Origin of the sequence: Phenylobacterium sp., from assembly GCF_016793225.1 — a bacterium.
In the GTDB taxonomy this organism is placed as follows: domain Bacteria; phylum Pseudomonadota; class Alphaproteobacteria; order Caulobacterales; family Caulobacteraceae; genus Phenylobacterium.
The window spans coordinates 1-18,796 of the sequence record NZ_JAEUMN010000041.1 but is presented as its reverse complement, the minus strand read 5'-3'; the positions used below and the strand labels follow the sequence as shown (position 1 = coordinate 18,796).

Sequence of the window (18,796 nt, the reverse complement as noted above, 5' to 3'; positions counted from 1 at the left end):
CGTCCGCGCGCTCACCGGCTGCCGCCTCGACTTCGCCGACGGCGCGCCCAGCCTGCTGGTCTATCCGTCCGACCGCGAGGCCTACGGACGGCTCACCCGGCTCCTCACCGCCGGACAGATGCGGTCGGCCAAGGGCGAGTGCGAGCTGCACTGGGCGGACTTCATGCAGGAGGCCGAGGGCCAGCTCGTCATCGTGGTCCCGCCCGAGCGCCTGGACGCCGCCTTCGAGGATCGCCTGCGCGGGATCGCCCGCGCGCTGCCCGACGTCTGGCTGGCTGCGGCCCGGCGCTACGGCGCGCGCGACCTGCAGCGGCTGTCGCGGCTGGCGGCCCTGGCCGAGCGCACGGGCGCGCCCATGGTGGCCACCAACGACGTCCTCTACCACGGCCCCGAGCGGCGGCCGCTGCAGGACGTGCTCACCTGCATCCGTGAGACCTGCACCGTCCACGAGGCCGGCCTGCGTTTGCTCGCCAACGCCGAGCGCCACCTGAAGACGCCGGACGAGATGGCGCGCCTGTTCGCGAAGTTCCCGGGCGCGGTCGAGCGCAGCGTCGAGATCGCCGAACGGATCGGCTTCGACCTCTCCCAGCTCCGCTACGAATACCCGGACGAGCCGGTGCCGCCGGGCAAGACCGCCATCCAGCACCTGCGCGACCTGGCCTGGGCCGGCGCGGCGTGGCGCTATCCCGCCGGCGTGCCCGAGAAGGTGCGCAAGGTGGTCGCCCACGAGCTCGACCTGATCGAGAAGCTCGACTACCCGAACTACTTCCTGACGGTGCACGACATCGTCGCCTGGGCGCGCGACCAGGACATCCTGTGCCAGGGCCGCGGCTCGGCGGCCAACTCCTGCGTCTGCTTCTGCCTGGGCATCACCTCGGTGGATCCCACCAAGCCCGACCAGGACCTCCTGTTCTCGCGCTTCATCTCGGAGAACCGCGGCGAACCGCCCGACATCGACGTCGACTTCGAGCACGAGCGGCGCGAGGAGGTGATGCAGTACGTCTACCGCCGCTACGGCCGCCACCGCGCGGCCATCGTGGCGACGGTGATCCACTACCGCCCGCGCATGGCCATCCGCCAGGTGGGCAAGGCGCTCGGCCTCACCGAGGACATCACCGCCGCCCTGGCCGGGACCGTCTGGGGCTCCTACGGCGACGGCGTGCCCGACGCGCACATCCGCCAGTGCGGCCTCGATCCCGACGCGCCCGAGATCCGCCGCGCCACGGCGCTGGCGCAGGAGCTGCTGGGCTTCCCGCGGCACCTGTCGCAGCACGTGGGCGGCTACGTCCTCACCAAGCGGCGGCTGGACGAGACCGTCCCCATCGGCAACGCCGCCATGCCCGACCGCACCTTCATCGAATGGGACAAGGACGACATCGACGCCCTCGCGCTGATGAAGGTCGACGTGCTGGCCCTGGGCATGCTGACGGCGCTGAAGAAGAGCTTCGACCTCCTGCCGCCGCTGCCGGACGGCAGCTTCGTCACCGACGTGGCCCACGTCCCGCAGGAGGACCCGGCGGTCTACGACATGCTCTGCAAGGCCGACTCCGTGGGCGTGTTCCAGGTGGAGAGCCGCGCCCAGATGTCGATGCTGCCGCGCCTGAGGCCGCGGAAGTTCTACGACCTGGTCATCGAGGTGGCGATCGTCCGGCCGGGCCCGATCCAGGGCGACATGGTGCACCCGTACCTGAAACGCCGGCAGGGGATCGAGCCCGTCACCTATCCGCGGCCGGGCCCCGGGTATCCGCAGGACGAGATGGAATCGATCCTGGGCAAGACCTTCGGGGTGCCGCTGTTCCAGGAGCAGGCCATGCGCGTGGCCATCGTGGGAGCCGAGTTCTCGGACAACGACGCCGACGGCCTGCGCCGCTCGATGGCCACCTTCCGCAACATGGGCACGGTCGGCGAGTACGGCGTCCGGTTCGTGGAGGGCATGGTGCGGCGCGGCTACGACCGCGAGTTCGCCGAGCGCTGCTTCAAGCAGATCGAGGGCTTCGGCAGCTACGGCTTCCCCGAAAGCCACGCCATCAGCTTCGCGATCCTGGTCTACGCCTCGGCCTGGGTGAAACGCCACCACCCCGACGCCTTCCTTGTGGGCCTGCTCAACAGCCAGCCCATGGGGTTCTACCAGCCGGCGCAGCTGGTCCGTGACGCCCGCGAGCACGGCGTCGAGGTGCGGCCGCCGGACGTGGGCTTCAGCGACTGGGACTGCACGCTCGAGGCCAAGGACGATCCGCGCGAGAGGCTGCGCCCCGTGCGCCTGGGCCTGCGCGAGATCAAGGGCTTCCGCCGGGACGACGCCGAGGCGCTGGTGGCCGCCCGGGCGGCGGGCGCGGACACCATCGAGGCCTTCGCCCGGCAGGGCCGCCTCAGCCGACGGGCGCTGGAGCTGCTGGCCGAGGCCGACGCCTTCGCGAGCCTGGGCTACACGCGGCGCGACGCGCTCTGGGCGGTGAAGGGGCTGTCGCCCGAATGGGGGGCCGAGCGGACCGCGCCGCTGCTCCTGCGCCAGAGCCTGAAGGAGGCGCAGGTCGAGCTGCCCTTCATGAGCCTGCCGCAGAACGTGGCCGAGGACTACCGCACCACCAGCCTGTCGCTGAAGGCGCACCCGGTCAGCTTCTATCGCGCCGATCTGACCCGGCAGCGGGTGGTGACGTGCGCCACGCTGGTGTCGGTGCGCGACCGCACGCGCCTGGCCGTGGGCGGCCTCGTCCTGGTGCGCCAGCGGCCTGGGACCGCGAAGGGCGTCGTCTTCATGACCCTGGAGGACGAGACGGGGATCGCCAACGTCGTCGTCTGGCGCGACGCCTTCGAGGCGAACCGCAGGACCGTGATGAGCGCCGCGTTCCTGGTGGTCCACGGCCAGGTGCAGAGCGTCGACGGCGTCGTCCACCTGGTGGCCCAGCGCTTCACCGACCTCTCGGCCCGGCTCTCGGAGCTGCGCGACGACGAAGCCAGGATCGCCGTCCGCTCCAACGTCACCGGCCGTCTCATCCGCAGCCGCGATTTCCACTGACGGGCGGGCGTTTCCCCGATCTCAAACGCTGTCGTCCCGGTCTGGCCGCAGGCTCCGGAAGGGGGCGGCCGCGGCTCAGGAGGGGCCCGGGCCGCCGAAGTCGAAGCCCTGGTCGCGCTGGCGGCCGCCGAAGGTGTAGGTGAAGCCCACCAGCACCGCGCGGTTGCCCGACTCTCCGCGGCTCCGCTCGCGGAAGAGCGGCGTGTCGATCACCGTCGCGTAGCCCTGGGTGTCCAGCAGGTCCTGCACGGTCACGACGCCGGAAAGCTGGTCGCTGAACTTGCGCCGGTAGCCGAGGTTCAGGCCGCCGCGAGGCTTGCGGTAGCCCTGCGACAGGAGCTGCTTGCCGTTCATGAAGCCCTGCAACTGCAGGAAGTCCTTGTCCGTCGCCTGCCAGCTCAGCGAGGCGCGGCCGAAGACCGTGTAGGCCGAGCGGACGCCCGCGCCGAACCCCAGGTCCCGGGCGTCGATCTCGTTCCAGAGCGCATTGCCGCTGACGTTGTAGGTGACGCGCCCCGGCAGCCGACCGTTGGCGACCAGCTCGACCCCGGCGCTCTGGGCCCGCCCGACGTTGGCCTTCGACTGCAGGATCACGCCGCCGCCCAGGTCGCGGTAGACGTCGTTCACGCCGTCGCGGGTGCGCCGGTAGTAGCCCGTGGCGAGCAGGATCGTCCCCTGCTTGCGGTACTGGTAGCCGGCCTCGAACGAGTCCGTGACCTGCGGCCTGAGGTCGGGGTTCCCCTGGAACCGGTTCGTCGGGTTCACGTAGACCAGGAACGGATTGTAGTCCTGCGCCTGCGGCCGCTGGACGCGCCGCGAGTAGCTCGCCTTCAGCTGCTGGGCCTCGCTGAGCTGGTGGCTGAGGTGCAGGCTGGGATAGAGCCGGACATAGTCGTTCGAGGCGCGCACGCCCTGGGTCGGCTGGTCGAGATCGATCAGCGTGGCCTCGGCGCGAAGCCCGGCGAGCGCGGTCAGGTCGCCCAGGGGCCGCTCGTAGGTGACGTAGGCGGCGTGCACCTGCTGGTCCAAGCGGAAGAGGTTCGAGCGCGCCGGATCGATGGCGTAGGGGCCTGCTCCGGGTCCACGGATGAAGAGCAGCCGGTAGTCGTTGTCGTCGGAGTCCCAGGCATAGCCGAGCTTCAGCTTGCCCTCGCCGGGCGTGGGCCGGGAATAGTCGGCCTTCAGCCGCGTGTTCCAGAAGCGGTTGCGGTTGTCGCTGAGCTCGAACACCGGGCCCGTGGCCGGCGTGCGGAAGGTGCGCAGGATCGGGCGCGTCCGGTCCTCGTCGTTGCGCTCGCGCGACAGGCTGGCCGTGAACTCATGATCCTCGGCCCACTTGCGCCGATAGCTCACCTGGCCTTCCAGGCTGTCCCGGTCCTGCCTCAGGCCGGCGCCGTTGTCGTAGTCCGCCCGCGTCGCGCCGGCGGCCGTCGTCTGCCGCAGGTTCTCGAGCAGGTCCGTGGCGAAGGTCACGCCGCTGTAGTCGAGCTCGAGGCTGATCCGGGTCTTCGGGTCCGGGTCGTAGTCCAGCCCGGCCCGCACCCCGGCCACGTTCACCGTCCCCGCGCTACCCATCCGCAGCGTCTGGGTTATGTCGCCGGGCGCCAGCGGATCCTGGAACCGGCGGTCGCTGCGGAACGTCTGCTGCAGGGAGTCATGCCGCAGATAGAGGCCGCCGTTGAGGGTGACGGGCCCCGCCTTGCGCGTGAGGTTGAGGCCGCCGTTCTGGCGGCCGCCCGAGCCCACGTTCGCCCGCACGCTGCCGCCGAGCCCCGGCGGGGCGCTCTTGCGCGTGATGAGGTTGATGATCCCGGCGCTGCCCTCGGGATTGAACGCGGCCGAGGGGTTGGTGATCACTTCCACGCGGTCGATCTGGCTGGCGGGCAGGCTCTGCAGGGCCTGGCCCTTGCCCTCGCCGCGGAACCGGCCCGAGGGCTTGCCGTCGATCAGGATGGTCACGTTGGGATCGCCGCGCAGGCTGACGTTGCCGTTCACGTCGACCTCCACCGAGGGGAGGTTGCGCAGGGCGTCGCTGATCGAGCCCGCGGTCGCCTGCAGGTCGTTGGTGACCGAATAGCTCTGGCGGTCGATCGAGGTGCGCACCGGCGGCGCGGTCCCTTCGACCCTGACCTCGCCCACGGTGTTCGGCGGGGCTTCGGCCCGGGCCGGGCTCGCGGGCGGCGCCTGGGCCGCGGCCGGGAGGGCCAGGGCGATGCAGGCCGCCGTGGAGAGCCAGAAGGTACGCTGAAGCAAGAGACTGTCCCCTGACGCCGCCGGGCTCGCACCCGCGCGGGCGTGAGTGTCGACGCTTACCGGGGCGGGACTTTGGACCGGGGCCGCGGGGCGGGAAAGGGGGGCGGTTGCGGCGCCGGCGCAAGACCGGTCTAAACTCGGTGCAGTCGGAGCGGAGGCGGGCGATGCGGATGTTCCTGGGGGTCGCGGCGGCGCTCCTCATGGCCGGACAGGCGGCCTGGGCGCAGGCGCCGTCGGCGCGCACCGAGGCGGGCGTCGTGACCGGCGAGTCCACGGAGCGGGCCCATGTGTTCCGCGCCGTCCCCTACGCGGCCCCGCCGGTCGGGCCCCTTCGCTGGCGCCCGCCGCAGCCGCCGGCGCGCTGGACGGGCGAGCGCGACGGCACGAAGAACGGCCCGTCGTGTCCGCAGCCCATGAACGCCGACGGCACGCCCAACGCCTTCGGCGGCGCCAACGGGCCCGTCTCGGAGGACTGCCTGCATCTCTACGTCTTCGCGCCGAAATCGGCCCGCAAGGCGCCCGTGATGGTGTGGATCCACGGCGGCGGCCACCGGGTGGGGGCGGGCTGGGTCTACGACGGCCAGAACTTCGCGCGCGACGGCGTGGTGCTGGTGTCGATCAACTACCGCCTGGGCGCGCTGGGCTACCTCGCGCATCCCGCGCTGGGCCCCGACGCGAACTTCGGCCTGATGGACCAGATCGCGGCGCTGAAGTGGGTCCGGCGCAATATCGCGGCGTTCGGAGGCGACCCGCGGAACGTGACCGTCTTCGGGGAGTCGGCGGGCGGGGCCAGCGTGCTGGCGCTGCTGGCGGCGCCGGGCGCGCGCGGGCTGTTCCACAAGGCGGTGGTCCAGTCCGGCGGCGGCTGGTCGCCCCCGCGCACGCGCGCCCAGGCCGAAGCGGAAGGCGTGGCCCTGCTCGAGAAGGCCGGCGCGAAGCCGGGCGCCTCGGCGTCGGACCTGCGCGCGCTGCCCTTCGAACGGCTCACCCCCCTGTCGGCCGAATACAACCCCTGGCCTGACGGCCGCACGCTCAGGGAGACGGCGGCCCAGGCGATCGCCGCCGGCCGGGCGGCCGACGTCCCGCTGATCATCGGCTGGAACTCGGGCGAGGACTCCGTCGCGTTCGGCGGTCCGCTCGCCGGCGGCCTGCGCACCGTCCAGGACCGCGACCGGTTCACCGACCGGGTCTTCGGCGCCCCGGCGCGGTGGATCGCCGGCAAGGCGTCGGCCGGCGCGCCCGCGTGGCTCTACCACTTCTCGTACGTGGGCAGCCGCTTCCGCCCGCAGATGACCCGCGCCGCGCACGCGGCCGAGATCCAGTACGTCTTCGAGTACTGGGGTCGGCGCACCCCCATGAGCGCCGTCAGCGCCGAGGACCGGGCCATGGCGACGCTTATGCACGGCTGCTGGGTGACGTTCGCGAGATCCGGCGCGCCCTGCGCGGAATGGCCTGCCTATGACCCGCGCGGCGACCGTCTCATGGAGTTCGGCTCGCCGGGCGGGATCCGCACGAACTTCCGCAAGGCCGAACTGGACGCCGCCGAACGCGAGGTGGGGCCGCGCTGACGTCGTTCCGTGGGCAGACACCCGCCGAACCGAGTCGCCCCGGCCGCGTTCCCGACTCCGCAAATTCGGAGTCTCCCATGGCCACTCGTCCGACCTGGCAGGGCTACCTGCGCCTCTCGCTCGTGAGCTGCCCCGTGGCGCTCTACACGGCCACGGCGCGCACCGGGGACGTGCAGTTCAACATGCTGCACAAGGAGACGATGAACCGCATCCGGATGATCCCCACCGATCCGGAGACGGGCCCCGTCGACCGCGCCGACATCGTGAAGGGCTACGAGGTCTCCAAGGGCCACTACGTCGTCGTCACCGACGAGGAGATCAGGAACGTCCGGCTGGAGACCACGCGCACGCTCGACATCGAACGCTTCGTGGACGAGTCCGAGATCGACCGGCTGTACTGGAACGACCCCTATTTCCTGACGCCCGACGGCGACATGGCGGTGGAGGCGTTCTCGGTCATCCGCGAGTCCATGCGCAAGGCCGGCAAGGTCGCGCTGGGGCGCCTGGTCATGCACCAGCGCGAGCGGCTGATCGCCCTGGAGCCGCGCGACCGGGGCATCCTCGCCTACACCATCCGTTCGAACCGCGAGGTGCGCGACGCGGGCGAGGTGTTCGACCGCATCCCCGACGAGAAGCCGCCCACCGCCATGGTCGAGATCGCCGAGAAGATCATCGGGCAGCTCGAGGGCCCCTTCGACACCTCGAAGTTCAACGACCGCTACGAGGACGCGCTCCGCGACCTGATCCGGCAGAAGGAGAAGGGCCACGGCGTCGAGAAGGTCGAAGAGCCTCGCGAGGCCGAGGTCATCGACCTGATGGAGGCCCTGAAGCGCAGCCTCGGTCAGGGCGGCGAGCGCCGCAAGCCCCCGGCCCGAAGCGCCGCCGCCCGCAAGGCGCCGGCGAAGAATGCCTCGGCGAAGAAGCCCCCCGCGAAGAAGCCCGCGGCGAAGAAGCGCGCTTAGGAGCTGCCGGCGGGTGGACAGCGCGCGCTGGAGCGCGCTGCGAAGGCCTCCGCCCTACGCCTGCTTCACCGTCTTGTTCTGGAAGCCCGCGATGCGCGCTTCCATGTCGGGGCCGCGTCCGGCGCCGCGGAAGATCTCGTGGGCCAGGCCCTCAGACTGGGTCATGCCGTCGGTCTCGACCAGCAGCCGCTTGTTGGCCCGGTGGCTGAACCACGAATTGGCGAGGATCTGGCCGCAGAGCTCCTCCAGCCGGGCGTCGAACTCGGCGTCGGGGACGCAGAGGTCCGCGAGCCCCAGCGACAGCGCCTCGGGGCCCATCACAGTCCGGCAGGTGAACATCAGCTCGCGGGCCCGATAGGTCCCCACTCGCCGCGGCAGGCGCTGGCTCATGCCCCAGACCGGCGTGAGCGCCCACTTGGCGTGGGTGTCGGCGAAACGCGCGCCCTCGGCGGCGAAGATCAGGTCGCCGGCCAGCGCCAGTTCCAGCCCCCCGGTGTAGCAGTGGCCGTGCACCGCGCTGATCACCGGCTGCGGCAGGTTGGCCAGCCGCTCGATGACCTTCGACTGGTAGAAGGGTTCGGGCAGCTTCTCGCCAGCGGCGATGTCGGCCAGGTCGTGCCCCGCGCAGAAGCAGCGTCCGGCGCCGCGCACGATCACCAGCCCGACCGTCTCGGTCTCGCCGGCCAGCCGGCGCACGGCCGCATCCAGCTCCTGGAAGAGCGCCACGTTCAGGGCGTTCAGCTTGTCGGGCCGGTTCAGGGTGAGCGTCGCCGCGCCGTCCCGGTCGGTTCGAATGACGAGGTCGCCCATGGTCAGGCATCCATCCGGCTGATGGTGAGGTTGCGCGCCCAGTGCGTCCCCATCCGGTTCACGAACTGCGCCGGCCGCTCGGCCAGCACTTCGGTCTCGAGCCACAGGCGCTTCAGGTGGCGGATCCTGCCCGTGGCGCGGTCGTCCTCGTAGGCGGTGCGGCCGTGCAGCACATGGAAGTTGTTGATGAACTGCATGTCGCCGGGCTGGAAGTCCATGATCACCGAGTACTCGCCGCCCTCGGCCATGCCCTGCATCCAGGCCAGCGCCTCCACCGCGGCGGGGGTCAGCCGCGGGGCGTCCTCATGCCGCTGGCTGGCCAGCACATAGGGCCGGATCAGGCGGATGAAGAGGCGGCCGTTCAGTTCGGTGAAGATCGGCATCAGGTACCAGCCCGGCCGGCCGGGCGGCTGCTCGCCGCGGTAGTCGAAGGGCTGCGGCTTGTAGAGCTCGGCCGCGAGGTCCGGGCGCTCGCGCACCAGCCGATTGTGCAGCGCCACCGAGTTGCAGACGGCGGAGAGACCGCCCGAGACGCCCGTCTGCAGGCACATCAGGCCCACGAGGTCCGAGCCGTCGCAGTGGAAGTCCAGCCCGACCAGGCCGATCTCGTTGCCCCGCGACGTGGGGTCGCCCGGCGCCTTGCCGTGGTCGGTCACGTCGCCCAGCAGGTGGCCCTTGGCGTTCTGCGGCCAGGGCTTGCCCAGGTGCATGCCGACGCCCCAGTAGGCGAGGCTCATCTGGTCGTTAGTCCAGCGCTCGCGCGGCAGACCGCGGATGCGCACGAACCCGCGGCCGTCGATCAGCTCCTTCTCGATGGCCTTGAGGCGCGGGCCCAGGGTCGGAAGCGGGAACTGGTCCTTGCCGATCCGCAGCCAGTCGTCGGACACCGCCGAGGCGTGGGCCACGGCCGCCTCCAGCTCGTCCACCTCGGCGGACGACAGGATCTCGGTCCAGGCGGCCGGGTCGGCCACGTCCCTGGCCGTCCACTCGCACGCGGTCTCCAGCTCGCGCGGCCGGAACTCGGGGGTCACAGCGTTCATGGCGTCTCTCCCTATTCCGCCGCCATCCGCGCCGGCGCGGCCTGGGCGCCGCGCAGCAGGCGGCCGGGCAGGGCGCCCGTGGGTTCCCCGTCGCGGTAGGTGACCTCGCCGGCCACGATGGTGGCGGTGTAGCCCTCGGCCCGCTGGACCAGCCGCCGCCCGCCGGTCGGCAGGTCGTAGGCCACGCTGGGCGCCTTCAGCGTCAGGCGAGCGTAGTCGATCACGTTCAGGTCGGCGCGGAAGCCCGGCTGCACCAGCCCCCGGTCGTAGAGGCCCACCGTCTCGGCCGTGTCGCGGCACTGGCCCTTGATCATGTGTTCGAGGCTGAGCTTCGGACCCCGCGTGCGGTCGCGGGTCCAGTGCACCACGTTCGTGGTCGGGAAGCTGCCGTCGCAGATCATGCCCACGTGGGCGCCGCCGTCGGAGAGGCCCGGGACCACGCAGTCGTGCTGCAGCAGGGTCCACACGTGGTCGAGCCCGTTGTCGGCGTAGTTGAGCAGCGGCAGGTACAGCATGCCGCGCCCTTCGCCGGCCCCCCCGTCCAGCATGTGGTCGAGGGCGATCTCGTGCGGAGCCTTTCCGGTCCGCTGCGCCAGCGCGGCGATGGAGTGGTCGGGCGTGGGCTCGTAGTCGGGGCTGTCCTGGCCCAGCAGGTAGAAGCGGTCCCACGAGCGCATCGGCGAGGCCCCCGCGGCCTGGCTCGACGCCGCCTCCTCGGCCAGCAGCCGGGCGCGGAACTCAGGATCGCGCAGCCGCGCCACCCGCTCGGCCAGCGGCAGCTCCTTGATCGCCTTGTAGCTGGGGTGCGAGCTGAACGGGTTCACCGTCAGCTCCAGGCCGAACAGCACGCCCACGGGCCGCGTCGCCACCTGCGCCCGGATCTGGAGCCCCGCCGCCTTGGCCTCGCTCATCTGCTCCATCATGTACCGCCACTGCTCGGGCTGGCGCGGGCTCTGCAGCAGCGAGAACGACAGCGGCCGGCCCGACCGCTCGACGATCCGCCGCAGCATGGCGAACTCGGCCACCGGGTCGTTGAAGTCCGACACCACCTGCAGGACGCCCTTGCCGGCGGCCGCCATGCCCAGCGCGATGCCGGTCAGCTCGTCCTCGCCGGCGGTCAGGGTGGCGATGGGCGAGCCGTCCGAGCTGCGGTGGTTCAGGGTCCGCGAGGTGCCGAACCCCAGCGCGCCCGCCTCCATCGACCGCTTGGCGATCGCCGCCATGGCGTGGATGTCGGCTTCGGTGGCGGGTTCGCGGTCGACCCCGCGCTGGCCCATCACATAGACGCGCAGCGCCGCGTGCGGCAGCTGGCTGCCGATGTCGACGTCGAACGACCGCTCGGCCAGCCGGTCGAGGTATTCCGGATAGGTCTCCCAGTTCCACGGCAGGCCGTCGGCCAGCACGGGGAAGGGGATGTCCTCGACCCCTTCCATCAGGCGGATCAGGAGGTCGTGGTCGTCGGGTCGGCAGGGCGCGAAGCCGACGCCGCAGTTGCCCATCACGACCGTGGTCACGCCGTGCCACGACGAGGGCTGCATGCGGCCGTCCCAGGTGGCCTGGCCATCGTAGTGGGTGTGGATGTCGACGAAGCCGGGGGTGACCAGCTGGCCCCTGGCGTCGATCTCCTCGGCGCCCGACCCGGCGACGCGGCCCACGGCGGCGATGACGCCGTCCTTCACCGCCACGTCCGCCTCGAAGGCGGCCGCCCCCGTGCCGTCCACGACCGTGCCGCCCCGCAGGACGAGATCGAAGGCCTTCTCCATGGCCGGGCTCCCTATGTCGCGTACCGTGTTTTCCGCATTCTGCCGCCCTGCCGCACCGGTCGGTCAAGGGCGGACTTGCTCGTCATGGGCGCGGAACCCGCGGGCGGCGGCTGCATTTCCTCGCGACCCGAAACGACAGGAACCTCCAGAAGGAGGACGCCGATGCGCCTGAAAATTGTCATCGCCGTTGCGGCGGCTGCGGCCGTCACCGCCGGCTTCGCCATGCCCCGCCCCGACATCGGCGGCGTGGAACGGCCCGGCCAGATCGCCACCCTCGAGATCGGCGAGTAGCGCCGCCTCAGCCGCCGCGGGGCAGCTCCGCGGTCTTCGCCGCGCAGCCGCGCAGGCTCTCGTTCAGCAGCACCACCTCGGCGGCCATCGGATAGCGCGCGTCGCTCATGCCGTCCGAGCAGTCGCTGGCGTACAGCGTCACCGTGATCTGCTGGCCGTCGGCCGCCTTGGCCACCCAGACGGCGCGGCCCGGACTGAGCGCCGCGCCCGGCGCCTCTGCGGTGAGGTCGGGCCGGTCGGGCCGTTTCAGGGTCATCCGCGTCCCGCCCTCGATGACGAGGGCCCAGAAGGGCTCGGTTCCGCGGGCGGTGATCGGCTGGCTGATGTCCATGGCGGCCGGCGCGGGCGCAGCCGCGGGCGCCCCCGTGGCCGCGGGCGGCGGCGCGTCGGCGGGCGGCGCGGCGGGCTTGCCGTCGGGATCCTGCGGCTGGCAGGCGGCGAGGAGGATGAGGAACGGGAGGAGGGCTTGAGAACGCATGGCCCACCTTGCGCGCGTTAACCGGCAAGTTTCCAGCGCCGTTAACGACCTGGAAGGGATCGTGACCGCGACCGGTCAGGGCTGAAGCGCCCGCCGGCGTCACGGAGGCGGCCGGTCGCTCCAGGTTCCTCCAGCGGCCTGCGCCTTCCGATCTTCGCGGGGCGGGCTAGACTCGCACCCCATATGAGTCGCCCGCCCCGCGCCTTCTACGAATTCTTCGCCGGCGGCGGCATGGCGCGGCTCGGGCTGGGCGCGGACTGGGCCTGCGCCTTCGCCAACGACTTCGATCCGGTGAAGGCGGCCACCTACCGCGACAACTTCCCCGACGCGGCCGGACACTTCCGCGAAGGCGACGTGTGGGCGCTGCAGGCGGGGGACCTCCCGGGCCGCGCGGACCTCGCCTGGGCCTCCAGTCCCTGCCAGGACTTCAGCCTCGCGGGGACGCGGGCCGGGCTCGGCGGCGGACGGTCCTCGGCCTTCTTCGGCTTCTGGCGGCTCATGGAGGCGCTGGACGACGAGGGCCGCGCGCCCCGGCTGATCGTGATCGAGAACGTGGTGGGGCTGCTCACCTCGCGCGGCGGCGCCGACTTCGCGGCGTTGGGCGCGGCCCTGGCCCGTCGCGGCTACCGCTTCGGGGCGCTGGAGATCGACGCCGCGACGCGGCTTCCCCAGTCGCGGCCCCGACTGTTCGTGATCGCCGCCCGGGAGGCGCCGGCCAGCCTCGTCGGCGACAGCCCGTTCCATACCCGCGCGGTCCGCGCCGCGCACGCCGCGCTGCCGCAGGCGCTGGCGGACGCCTGGGCCTGGTGGCGGCTCGCCCGGCCGCCGGCGCGCAACACCGACCTCGCCGCGCTGCTCGAGCCCGACGCCGACGTCCGCTGGCACACGCCGGCCCAGACCGCGCGCCTGCTCCAGCTCATGGGACCGCTGCACCGCGCGCGGCTGGAGGCCCGCTGCGGGCGCGCCGTGGGCGCGGTCTTCCGCCGGACCCGCGTCGAGGACGGGCAGCGCGTGCAGCGCGCGGAAGTCCGCTTCGACGGCCTCGCCGGCTGCCTGCGGACGCCGCGCGGCGGCTCCTCGCGGCAGGCGATCGTGGTGGTGGAGGGCGGCCGGGTCCGCTCCCGCCTCCTGACCCCGCGGGAGGCGGCGCGGCTCATGGGCCTGCCCGAAAGCTACCGCCTGCCGAAGACGGCCACGGCGGCGCTGCACGTCGCCGGCGACGGCGTCGCCGTGCCCGTCGTGCGCTGGCTGGCGAGCGAGTTGCTGGAGCCGCTGCTGGCCGCGCCGGCGGCCATCGCGGCCGAGTAGGAGGCGCTCTCCCGGGGAGGGGCCGCCCACCTCGCCACCGCGTGCTATCTCACGCCTCCCTCCGCCTGAGGGCGCGACCGGCCAGACCATGATTGCCGGGACAAGCCGACCCAGGGGCCCTGTTAGAAAACCTGGCGTCCACGGGCCCGGTCCTCGCTTCCAAATGGCCGCCAAAGGCCTAAGGTCGCGGTCCTTGATGCTCCGAGAGGTCCGGCCATGGACGCCACCCCCGACAAGGCCTACGACGCCGCGCGCTACCGCCGTTCCGGGCGGGGCCGCATCCACGATTCCGTCCTCGACCTGATCGGCGACACGCCCCTCGTGCGGCTGCCGCACCTGACCGCCGCGCTGAAGCCGAAGGGCGAGGTCGTCGCCAAGCTCGAGTTCTTCAATCCGCTCGCCTCGGTGAAGGACCGCATCGGCGTGGCGATGATCGAGTACCTGGAAGCCAAGGGCGTGCTGAAGCCCGGCGGTACGATCGTCGAGCCCACCAGCGGCAACACCGGCATCGCGCTCGCCTTCGTGGCCGCGGCCAAGGGCTACAAGTGCATCCTGGTCATGCCCGAGAGCATGTCCATCGAGCGGCGCAAGATGCTGGTGATCCTGGGCGCCAAGCTCGAGCTCACCCCGCGCGAAAAGGGCATGGTGGGCGCCGTCGCCCGCGCCAAGGAGATCGTCGAGGCGACGCCCGGCGCGGTGATGCCGCAGCAGTTCGACAACGTCGCGAATCCGCTGATCCACCGCGTCTCGACGGCCGAGGAGATCTGGAACGACACGGACGGCGCGGTCGACGCGGTGATCTCCGGCGTCGGCACCGGCGGCACGATCACCGGCGTCGGCCAGGTGCTGAAGGCGCGCAAGCCGTCGGTGAAGATGATCGCCGTCGAGCCGCAGGCCTCGCCCGTGCTCTCGGGCGGCCAGCCGGGCCCGCACCCGATCCAGGGCATCGGCGCGGGCTTCGTCCCCTCGATCGTCGACCGCAGCGTGATCGACGAGGTGGTGCAGGTCGCCAACGACGACGCCTTCCAGATGGCGCGGCGGGTGGCGCGCGAGGAAGGGATCCCGGTCGGCATCTCCTCCGGCGCCTCGCTGGTGGCGGCCTTCGACGTGGCCAGCCGCGACGACATGAAGGGCAAGCTCGTCGTCGCCATCATCCCCAGCTTCGCCGAGCGCTACATCTCCACGGCCCTCTTCGACGGGCTCTAGGTCCTGCGGGTCGGGGTCGTCGGATGCGGCGTCGCCGGACTGACGGCGGCGGTCGCCCTGGCGCGCAAGGGCTGCAAGGTCCGCCTCTTCGATGCGTTCGAGACGCCCCGTCCCGTCGGGTCGGGGTTGCTCCTGCAGCCGTCGGGCCTCGCGGCTCTTCGTCGGCTCGGCCTGCATGAGGCGGTGCTGGCGCGCGGGGCCCGCATCGACCATCTCGACGGGCGCGACCTCTCCGGCCGGGCGATCATGGACATGCGCTATTCGCGCTGGCGGACCGGCGCGTTCGGCGTCGGCGTGCAGAGGTCCAGCTTGTTCGGGGTCCTGCACGACGCCGCCCTGGACGCGGGGGTGGACCTGCAGGCCGGCACGGCGATCGCCGCGGTCGATGACTTCGACGCGCCGCGCCTGCGGGACGCGCAGGGCCGGACCTACGGCCCTTTCGACCTTGTGGTGGCGGCGGACGGGTCGGCCTCGCGGCTTCGATCGATCATCCATCCCCGCGTCCGCGCGACGGTCTATCCCTGGGGGGCGGTGTGGGCCAACGCCGAGGACCCCGACGGGCAGTATGCGGGCCGGCTGCATCAGCGATACGACGCCGCGTCCGTGATGATCGGAATTCTGCCTGTCGGCCGGGACAGCGCCCGCCAGCCGCCGCAGGTGAGCTTCTTCTGGTCGCTGCCGGTCTCCGGGATGGACGCCTTCGACGCGTTCGAGCCCTGGCGCGACCGCGTTGCGCGGATGTGGCCTGAAGCCCAGCCGGTCCTGTCCCAGTTGACCCCCCAAGGCTTTTCGCGGGCCATCTATCGCGACGTCTCGTTCGGACGCTGGCATCGCGGCGCCGTGGTCATGATCGGCGACGCGGCTCATGGGACCAGTCCGCAGCTCGGCCAGGGGGCCAACCTCGCGCTGCTGGATGGGGTCGAGCTCGCCGAGCGGGTCGAACGTCCTACCCAGGTCGCGGGCTACCAGTTCGCTCGCCGCCTCCAGACGGCGCCCTATCAGCTGCTGTCCCGTCTCCTGACACCGCTGTTTCAATCGAGCAGCCGGTTCTGGCCATGGTTCCGCAACCACATCTTCGCCCCGCTGTCGCAGGCGCCGGGTCTGCGCGGCCACGCCGCCAGTGTGCTGGCGGGCAGCTTCCGGCTCGGGCCCTCGCCGAAGGCCCTGCGGCCGTGACCGACGTCTTCGATCCCGCCAAGCGCTCGGCCGTCATGCGGCGGGTGAAGGGGCGCGACACCTCGCCCGAGCTCGTCGTCCGCCGCGCGCTCACGCGGCTGGGCGCGCGGTATCGGCTGCATCGCAAGGACCTGCCGGGCGCGCCCGACATCGTCATGCCCGGCCGGCGGCTGGCGATCTTCGTCCACGGCTGCTTCTGGCACGGCCACGACTGCCCGCGCGGCGCGCGGGTCCCGAAGCAGAACCGCGACTACTGGGTGGCCAAGGTCGGCCGGAACGCCGCACGCGACGCCCGCAGCGCCGAAGCGCTGGCCGCGTCCGGCTGGCGGGTGGAGGTGATCTGGGAGTGCGAACTCAGGGACCTCGCTGCGCTGGACGAACGCCTCCGCCGCCTGATCGCCCCGATTCCTGTCGCCCCGGCAAGCCAGCGGGTGATGCCTGTGCCGAAGATGCCCCAATCGGACCAATGCTAAGGCGACACACATACTGCGCATCGACCGGGTTTGGTATGCGCGCAAATGCGATGCCAGCGCGGCTTAGGCCCTCAACGAGCGCGGCTAACTCAGGCGGGTCAGGCTCGGGGCGATGAACGACCGCTAGACCTGGGAAGTCGCGACCCCACGCGGCCATCACCGCGTTGGCGTCGCGAACGTCGTCCTCCGCGCTGTGCTTGCCGCTTGCCCTCTCCACCACCCGCTCTTCGGCGGGCGGTCCCCCTCTCCCGCTCGCGGGAGAGGAGGGTGCGGCGGGGCGGAGGAGCCGGCCTGCTTGACCGCAGGGATCGGAGGCTACGCGAGGATTCCGCGATCTTCTCCGCGTCCCCCGCGATTCGAGCGAGCGACTGCGGAGACGGCCGTCGGACGGACGGGGGAGGACGCTCTGTCGCGGCCTGTCGCTAACGGGCTCCGAACAACCGCGCGAAGAAGCCGGGCCTGGACGTTCCCGTCGCGCGCTTCGCCTGGCGGAGTTCTTCGAAGACGACGCCATCGGGCGGATCCAGGTCGTGCTTGAAGCCGCAGATCGACCTGGCCAGTTCGAGCGGCACGTCGCAGATGAGGTCGACACCGGCCGTCTCGCCGCCCTCGGCGTCCTGTTGGGCCTTCAGGTCGGCGTGAATCCCGGCGAGCTCGGGAGGCGGCGCGCCGTCGGTCTCGAGGTGGTAGAGGCTCCCGCCTCTATTGGGATCGTGGGTCACGCGCCACACCTCGGCGCCGTCGGCGTAGCCCCGCGCTTCCTGGAACATCACGTGCTCCTCGATCGCGCAGGCCAGGGCCGGACCCAGGGGGGACAGGTCGCGGGCCGCCTCGAACGCCGTGCTGAGGTCGCGATCGTACCAGAGGAGCAGCCAGCCCCCGGGCAACTCGCCCAGGCAGACGCGAAAGTCCGGGAAAGCGTCGCTCTGACCCGATGGCTCGAGGCCGAGGGCGGCTAGCACCCCGTCGCGCGGCGCACCCTGCACGGCCGCCCAACTCCCGCTGAATCCCACGACGTCCTCCCTCGCAAGCAAGCTTGACCTTAGGCGAAGCCGGATGAACGTCAAGAACGAAATACGAACTAATCGTGGGCCGCTTCCTCGACCACGATCTCGCACGTCACCGAGTTGGCGATGAAGCACTCCTCGTGCGCCTCGTGGTGCAACTTGTCGCGTTGCTCCTCGGTGGGGCGCGCGCCGTCGTAGGCGATCTCTGGGCGGAGCGTCACCCGGGTCACGGCCATGCGGCCGTCCGCATTCTTCTCCATCACCCCCTCGGCGGCGTCCCGGTAGCGGGTGACCACGAACCCGGCCAGGCGCGCGCGATGGAGGAAGGTCAGCATGTGGCAGTTGGAGATCGACGCCACCAGCATCTCCTCCGGGTCGACCGCCCCGGGCGCGGCCCACTTGCCGACCACATGGCGCGAGGCGGTGGCTGGAACCACATGCTCGGCGAAGCTCACCGTGTGCCCGCGGCTGTAGCGGCCGTTGGCGAAGTCCTCGCCGTCCTTCAGGGTCCACTCGACGGTGGCGCGATAGGTCGCCATCGCCGGGCCTAGAACGCCTCGGCCGGCAGCGTCATGAGAAGCTCCGAGCCGGTCTTCAGCTTCGCCAGTCGGCTCGACGTCTCGGGCAGGACGCGCTCGACGTAGTAGCGGCCGATGACCAGCTTGTTGGCGTAGAACGGGTCGGCGTCGCCGGCGGCGATCCGGGCCAGCGCCGCCTTGGCCTGCAGCGCCCACATGTAGGCCAGCGCGGTCAGGCCGAAGAGGTGCAGGTAGTCGGTCGACGCGGCGCCGGCGTTGTCGGGATTGGCGAGCCCGTTCTGCATCAGTCACATGGTGGCCTCCTGCAGCTCGGCCTTGGCCTTGGCGAGGCCCTCGGTGAAGGGCTTCATCTCCGCGGCCGTCTCGGCGGCCGTGAAGGCGTCGAGTTCGGCGAAGAAGCTCATCACGCCGCGCCCGCCGTCGGCCGCCAGCTTGCGGCCCACCAGGTCCAGCGCCTGGACGCCGTTGGTCCCCTCGTAGATCAGGGCGATGCGCACGTCGCGCAGGTATTGGCTGGCCGGGAAGTGCTCGGTGAAGCCCGAACCGCCGTGCACCTGCATGGCGTCGGAGCAGACCTGGAAGCCGCGGTCGGTCAGGAACGCTTTCACCACCGGCGTCATCAGGGCCATGTAGTCGCGGCCCTTCTGCTGCGCGGCCTCGTCGGGGCTGGCGTGCGCCAGGTCGCCGTGCAGCGCCGTCCAGGCCATGAACGCGCGCCCGCCTTCCACGATGGCGCGCATGTCCATCAGCATCCGCCGCACGTCGGGGTGGACGATGATCGGATCGGCCGGGCCGTCGGCGTTCTTGGGTCCCGTGAGCGAGCGCCCCTGCAGGCGTTCCTTGGCGAACGCCGCCGCCGCCTGGTAGGCGGCCTCGGCCTGGGCCACGCCCTGCAGCCCCACGCCC

The 18,796-nt window shown here is 71.8% G+C and carries 15 protein-coding genes and 1 pseudogene; 8 read left to right on the top strand and 8 right to left on the bottom strand.

What is annotated here, in order from left to right; translation table 11 throughout:
• The coding region (locus JNK30_RS04605) for an error-prone DNA polymerase (protein ID WP_293480623.1) at positions 1-3,016 on the top strand (3,016 nt) is incomplete at its 5' end.
• Between the two features lie 75 nt (positions 3,017-3,091).
• Here JNK30_RS04605 and JNK30_RS04600 read toward each other — a convergent pair.
• A complete protein-coding gene (locus JNK30_RS04600) occupies positions 3,092-5,269 on the bottom strand; it encodes a TonB-dependent receptor (protein WP_293480621.1) in 2,178 nt (725 codons plus the stop codon).
• A gap of 164 nt (positions 5,270-5,433) precedes the next feature.
• On the opposite strand from JNK30_RS04600, the gene JNK30_RS04595 reads away from it, so the two are divergent.
• Together JNK30_RS04595 and JNK30_RS04590 are read left to right on the top strand one after the other, a co-directional pair.
• The gene (locus JNK30_RS04595) at positions 5,434-6,837 is read left to right on the top strand and encodes a carboxylesterase family protein (protein WP_293480619.1); all 1,404 of its coding nucleotides are present in this window, start codon (positions 5,434-5,436) and stop codon (positions 6,835-6,837) included.
• Between the two features lie 77 nt (positions 6,838-6,914).
• Positions 6,915-7,799: a Ku protein gene (locus JNK30_RS04590; protein ID WP_293480617.1), complete on the top strand. Its 885-nt coding sequence runs from the start codon at positions 6,915-6,917 to the stop codon at positions 7,797-7,799.
• Positions 7,800-7,853: 54 nt separating this feature from the next.
• On the opposite strand, the gene JNK30_RS04585 is transcribed toward JNK30_RS04590, so the two are convergent.
• Genes JNK30_RS04585 through JNK30_RS04575 form a run of 3 tightly spaced genes read right to left on the bottom strand, consistent with a single transcriptional unit; the run spans position 7,854 to position 11,412 of the window.
• Complete coding sequence (locus JNK30_RS04585) at positions 7,854-8,609, bottom strand: enoyl-CoA hydratase/isomerase family protein (protein WP_293480615.1); 756 nt, start codon at positions 8,607-8,609, stop codon at positions 7,854-7,856.
• Between the two features lie 2 nt (positions 8,610-8,611).
• On the bottom strand, positions 8,612-9,649 hold the full coding sequence (locus JNK30_RS04580; RefSeq protein WP_293480613.1) for a TauD/TfdA family dioxygenase: 1,038 nt from the start codon (positions 9,647-9,649) through the stop codon (positions 8,612-8,614).
• 11 nt (positions 9,650-9,660) lie between these two features.
• Positions 9,661-11,412: an amidohydrolase family protein gene (locus JNK30_RS04575; RefSeq protein WP_293480611.1), complete on the bottom strand. Its 1,752-nt coding sequence runs from the start codon at positions 11,410-11,412 to the stop codon at positions 9,661-9,663.
• Positions 11,413-11,574: 162 nt separating this feature from the next.
• On the opposite strand from JNK30_RS04575, the gene JNK30_RS04570 reads away from it, so the two are divergent.
• The gene (locus JNK30_RS04570) at positions 11,575-11,703 is read left to right on the top strand and encodes a hypothetical protein (protein WP_293480609.1); all 129 of its coding nucleotides are present in this window, start codon (positions 11,575-11,577) and stop codon (positions 11,701-11,703) included.
• Between the two features lie 7 nt (positions 11,704-11,710).
• Here the strand turns inward: JNK30_RS04570 and JNK30_RS04565 are convergent, their stop codons facing one another.
• On the bottom strand, positions 11,711-12,181 hold the full coding sequence (locus tag JNK30_RS04565; RefSeq protein ID WP_293480607.1) for a hypothetical protein: 471 nt from the start codon (positions 12,179-12,181) through the stop codon (positions 11,711-11,713).
• A gap of 183 nt (positions 12,182-12,364) precedes the next feature.
• Between JNK30_RS04565 and JNK30_RS04560 the strand changes: the two genes are divergently transcribed.
• The 4 genes from JNK30_RS04560 (at position 12,365) to JNK30_RS04545 (ending at position 16,344) form a co-directional block, all read left to right on the top strand.
• The gene (locus tag JNK30_RS04560; RefSeq protein ID WP_293480605.1) at positions 12,365-13,489 is read left to right on the top strand and encodes a DNA cytosine methyltransferase; all 1,125 of its coding nucleotides are present in this window, start codon (positions 12,365-12,367) and stop codon (positions 13,487-13,489) included.
• A gap of 216 nt (positions 13,490-13,705) precedes the next feature.
• Complete coding sequence (gene cysK, locus JNK30_RS04555) at positions 13,706-14,695, top strand: cysteine synthase A (protein ID WP_293480603.1); 990 nt, start codon at positions 13,706-13,708, stop codon at positions 14,693-14,695.
• 3 nt (positions 14,696-14,698) lie between these two features.
• The gene (locus JNK30_RS04550) at positions 14,699-15,871 is read left to right on the top strand and encodes an NAD(P)/FAD-dependent oxidoreductase (protein WP_293480625.1); all 1,173 of its coding nucleotides are present in this window, start codon (positions 14,699-14,701) and stop codon (positions 15,869-15,871) included.
• The gene (locus tag JNK30_RS04545) at positions 15,868-16,344 is read left to right on the top strand and encodes a very short patch repair endonuclease (RefSeq protein WP_293480601.1); all 477 of its coding nucleotides are present in this window, start codon (positions 15,868-15,870) and stop codon (positions 16,342-16,344) included. Before JNK30_RS04550 ends, JNK30_RS04545 begins: the two co-directional genes overlap by 4 nt.
• A gap of 422 nt (positions 16,345-16,766) precedes the next feature.
• On the opposite strand, the gene JNK30_RS04540 is transcribed toward JNK30_RS04545, so the two are convergent.
• The 3 genes and pseudogenes from JNK30_RS04540 to JNK30_RS04530 all read right to left on the bottom strand — a co-directional run.
• Positions 16,767-17,357, bottom strand: coding sequence for a hypothetical protein (locus tag JNK30_RS04540; protein WP_293480599.1), 591 nt, complete (start codon positions 17,355-17,357; stop codon positions 16,767-16,769).
• 68 nt (positions 17,358-17,425) lie between these two features.
• A complete protein-coding gene (locus tag JNK30_RS04535) occupies positions 17,426-17,890 on the bottom strand; it encodes an OsmC family protein (RefSeq protein ID WP_293480597.1) in 465 nt (154 codons plus the stop codon).
• Between the two features lie 8 nt (positions 17,891-17,898).
• A pseudogene (locus tag JNK30_RS04530) lies at positions 17,899-18,796 on the bottom strand (acyl-CoA dehydrogenase); the annotation flags it as partial.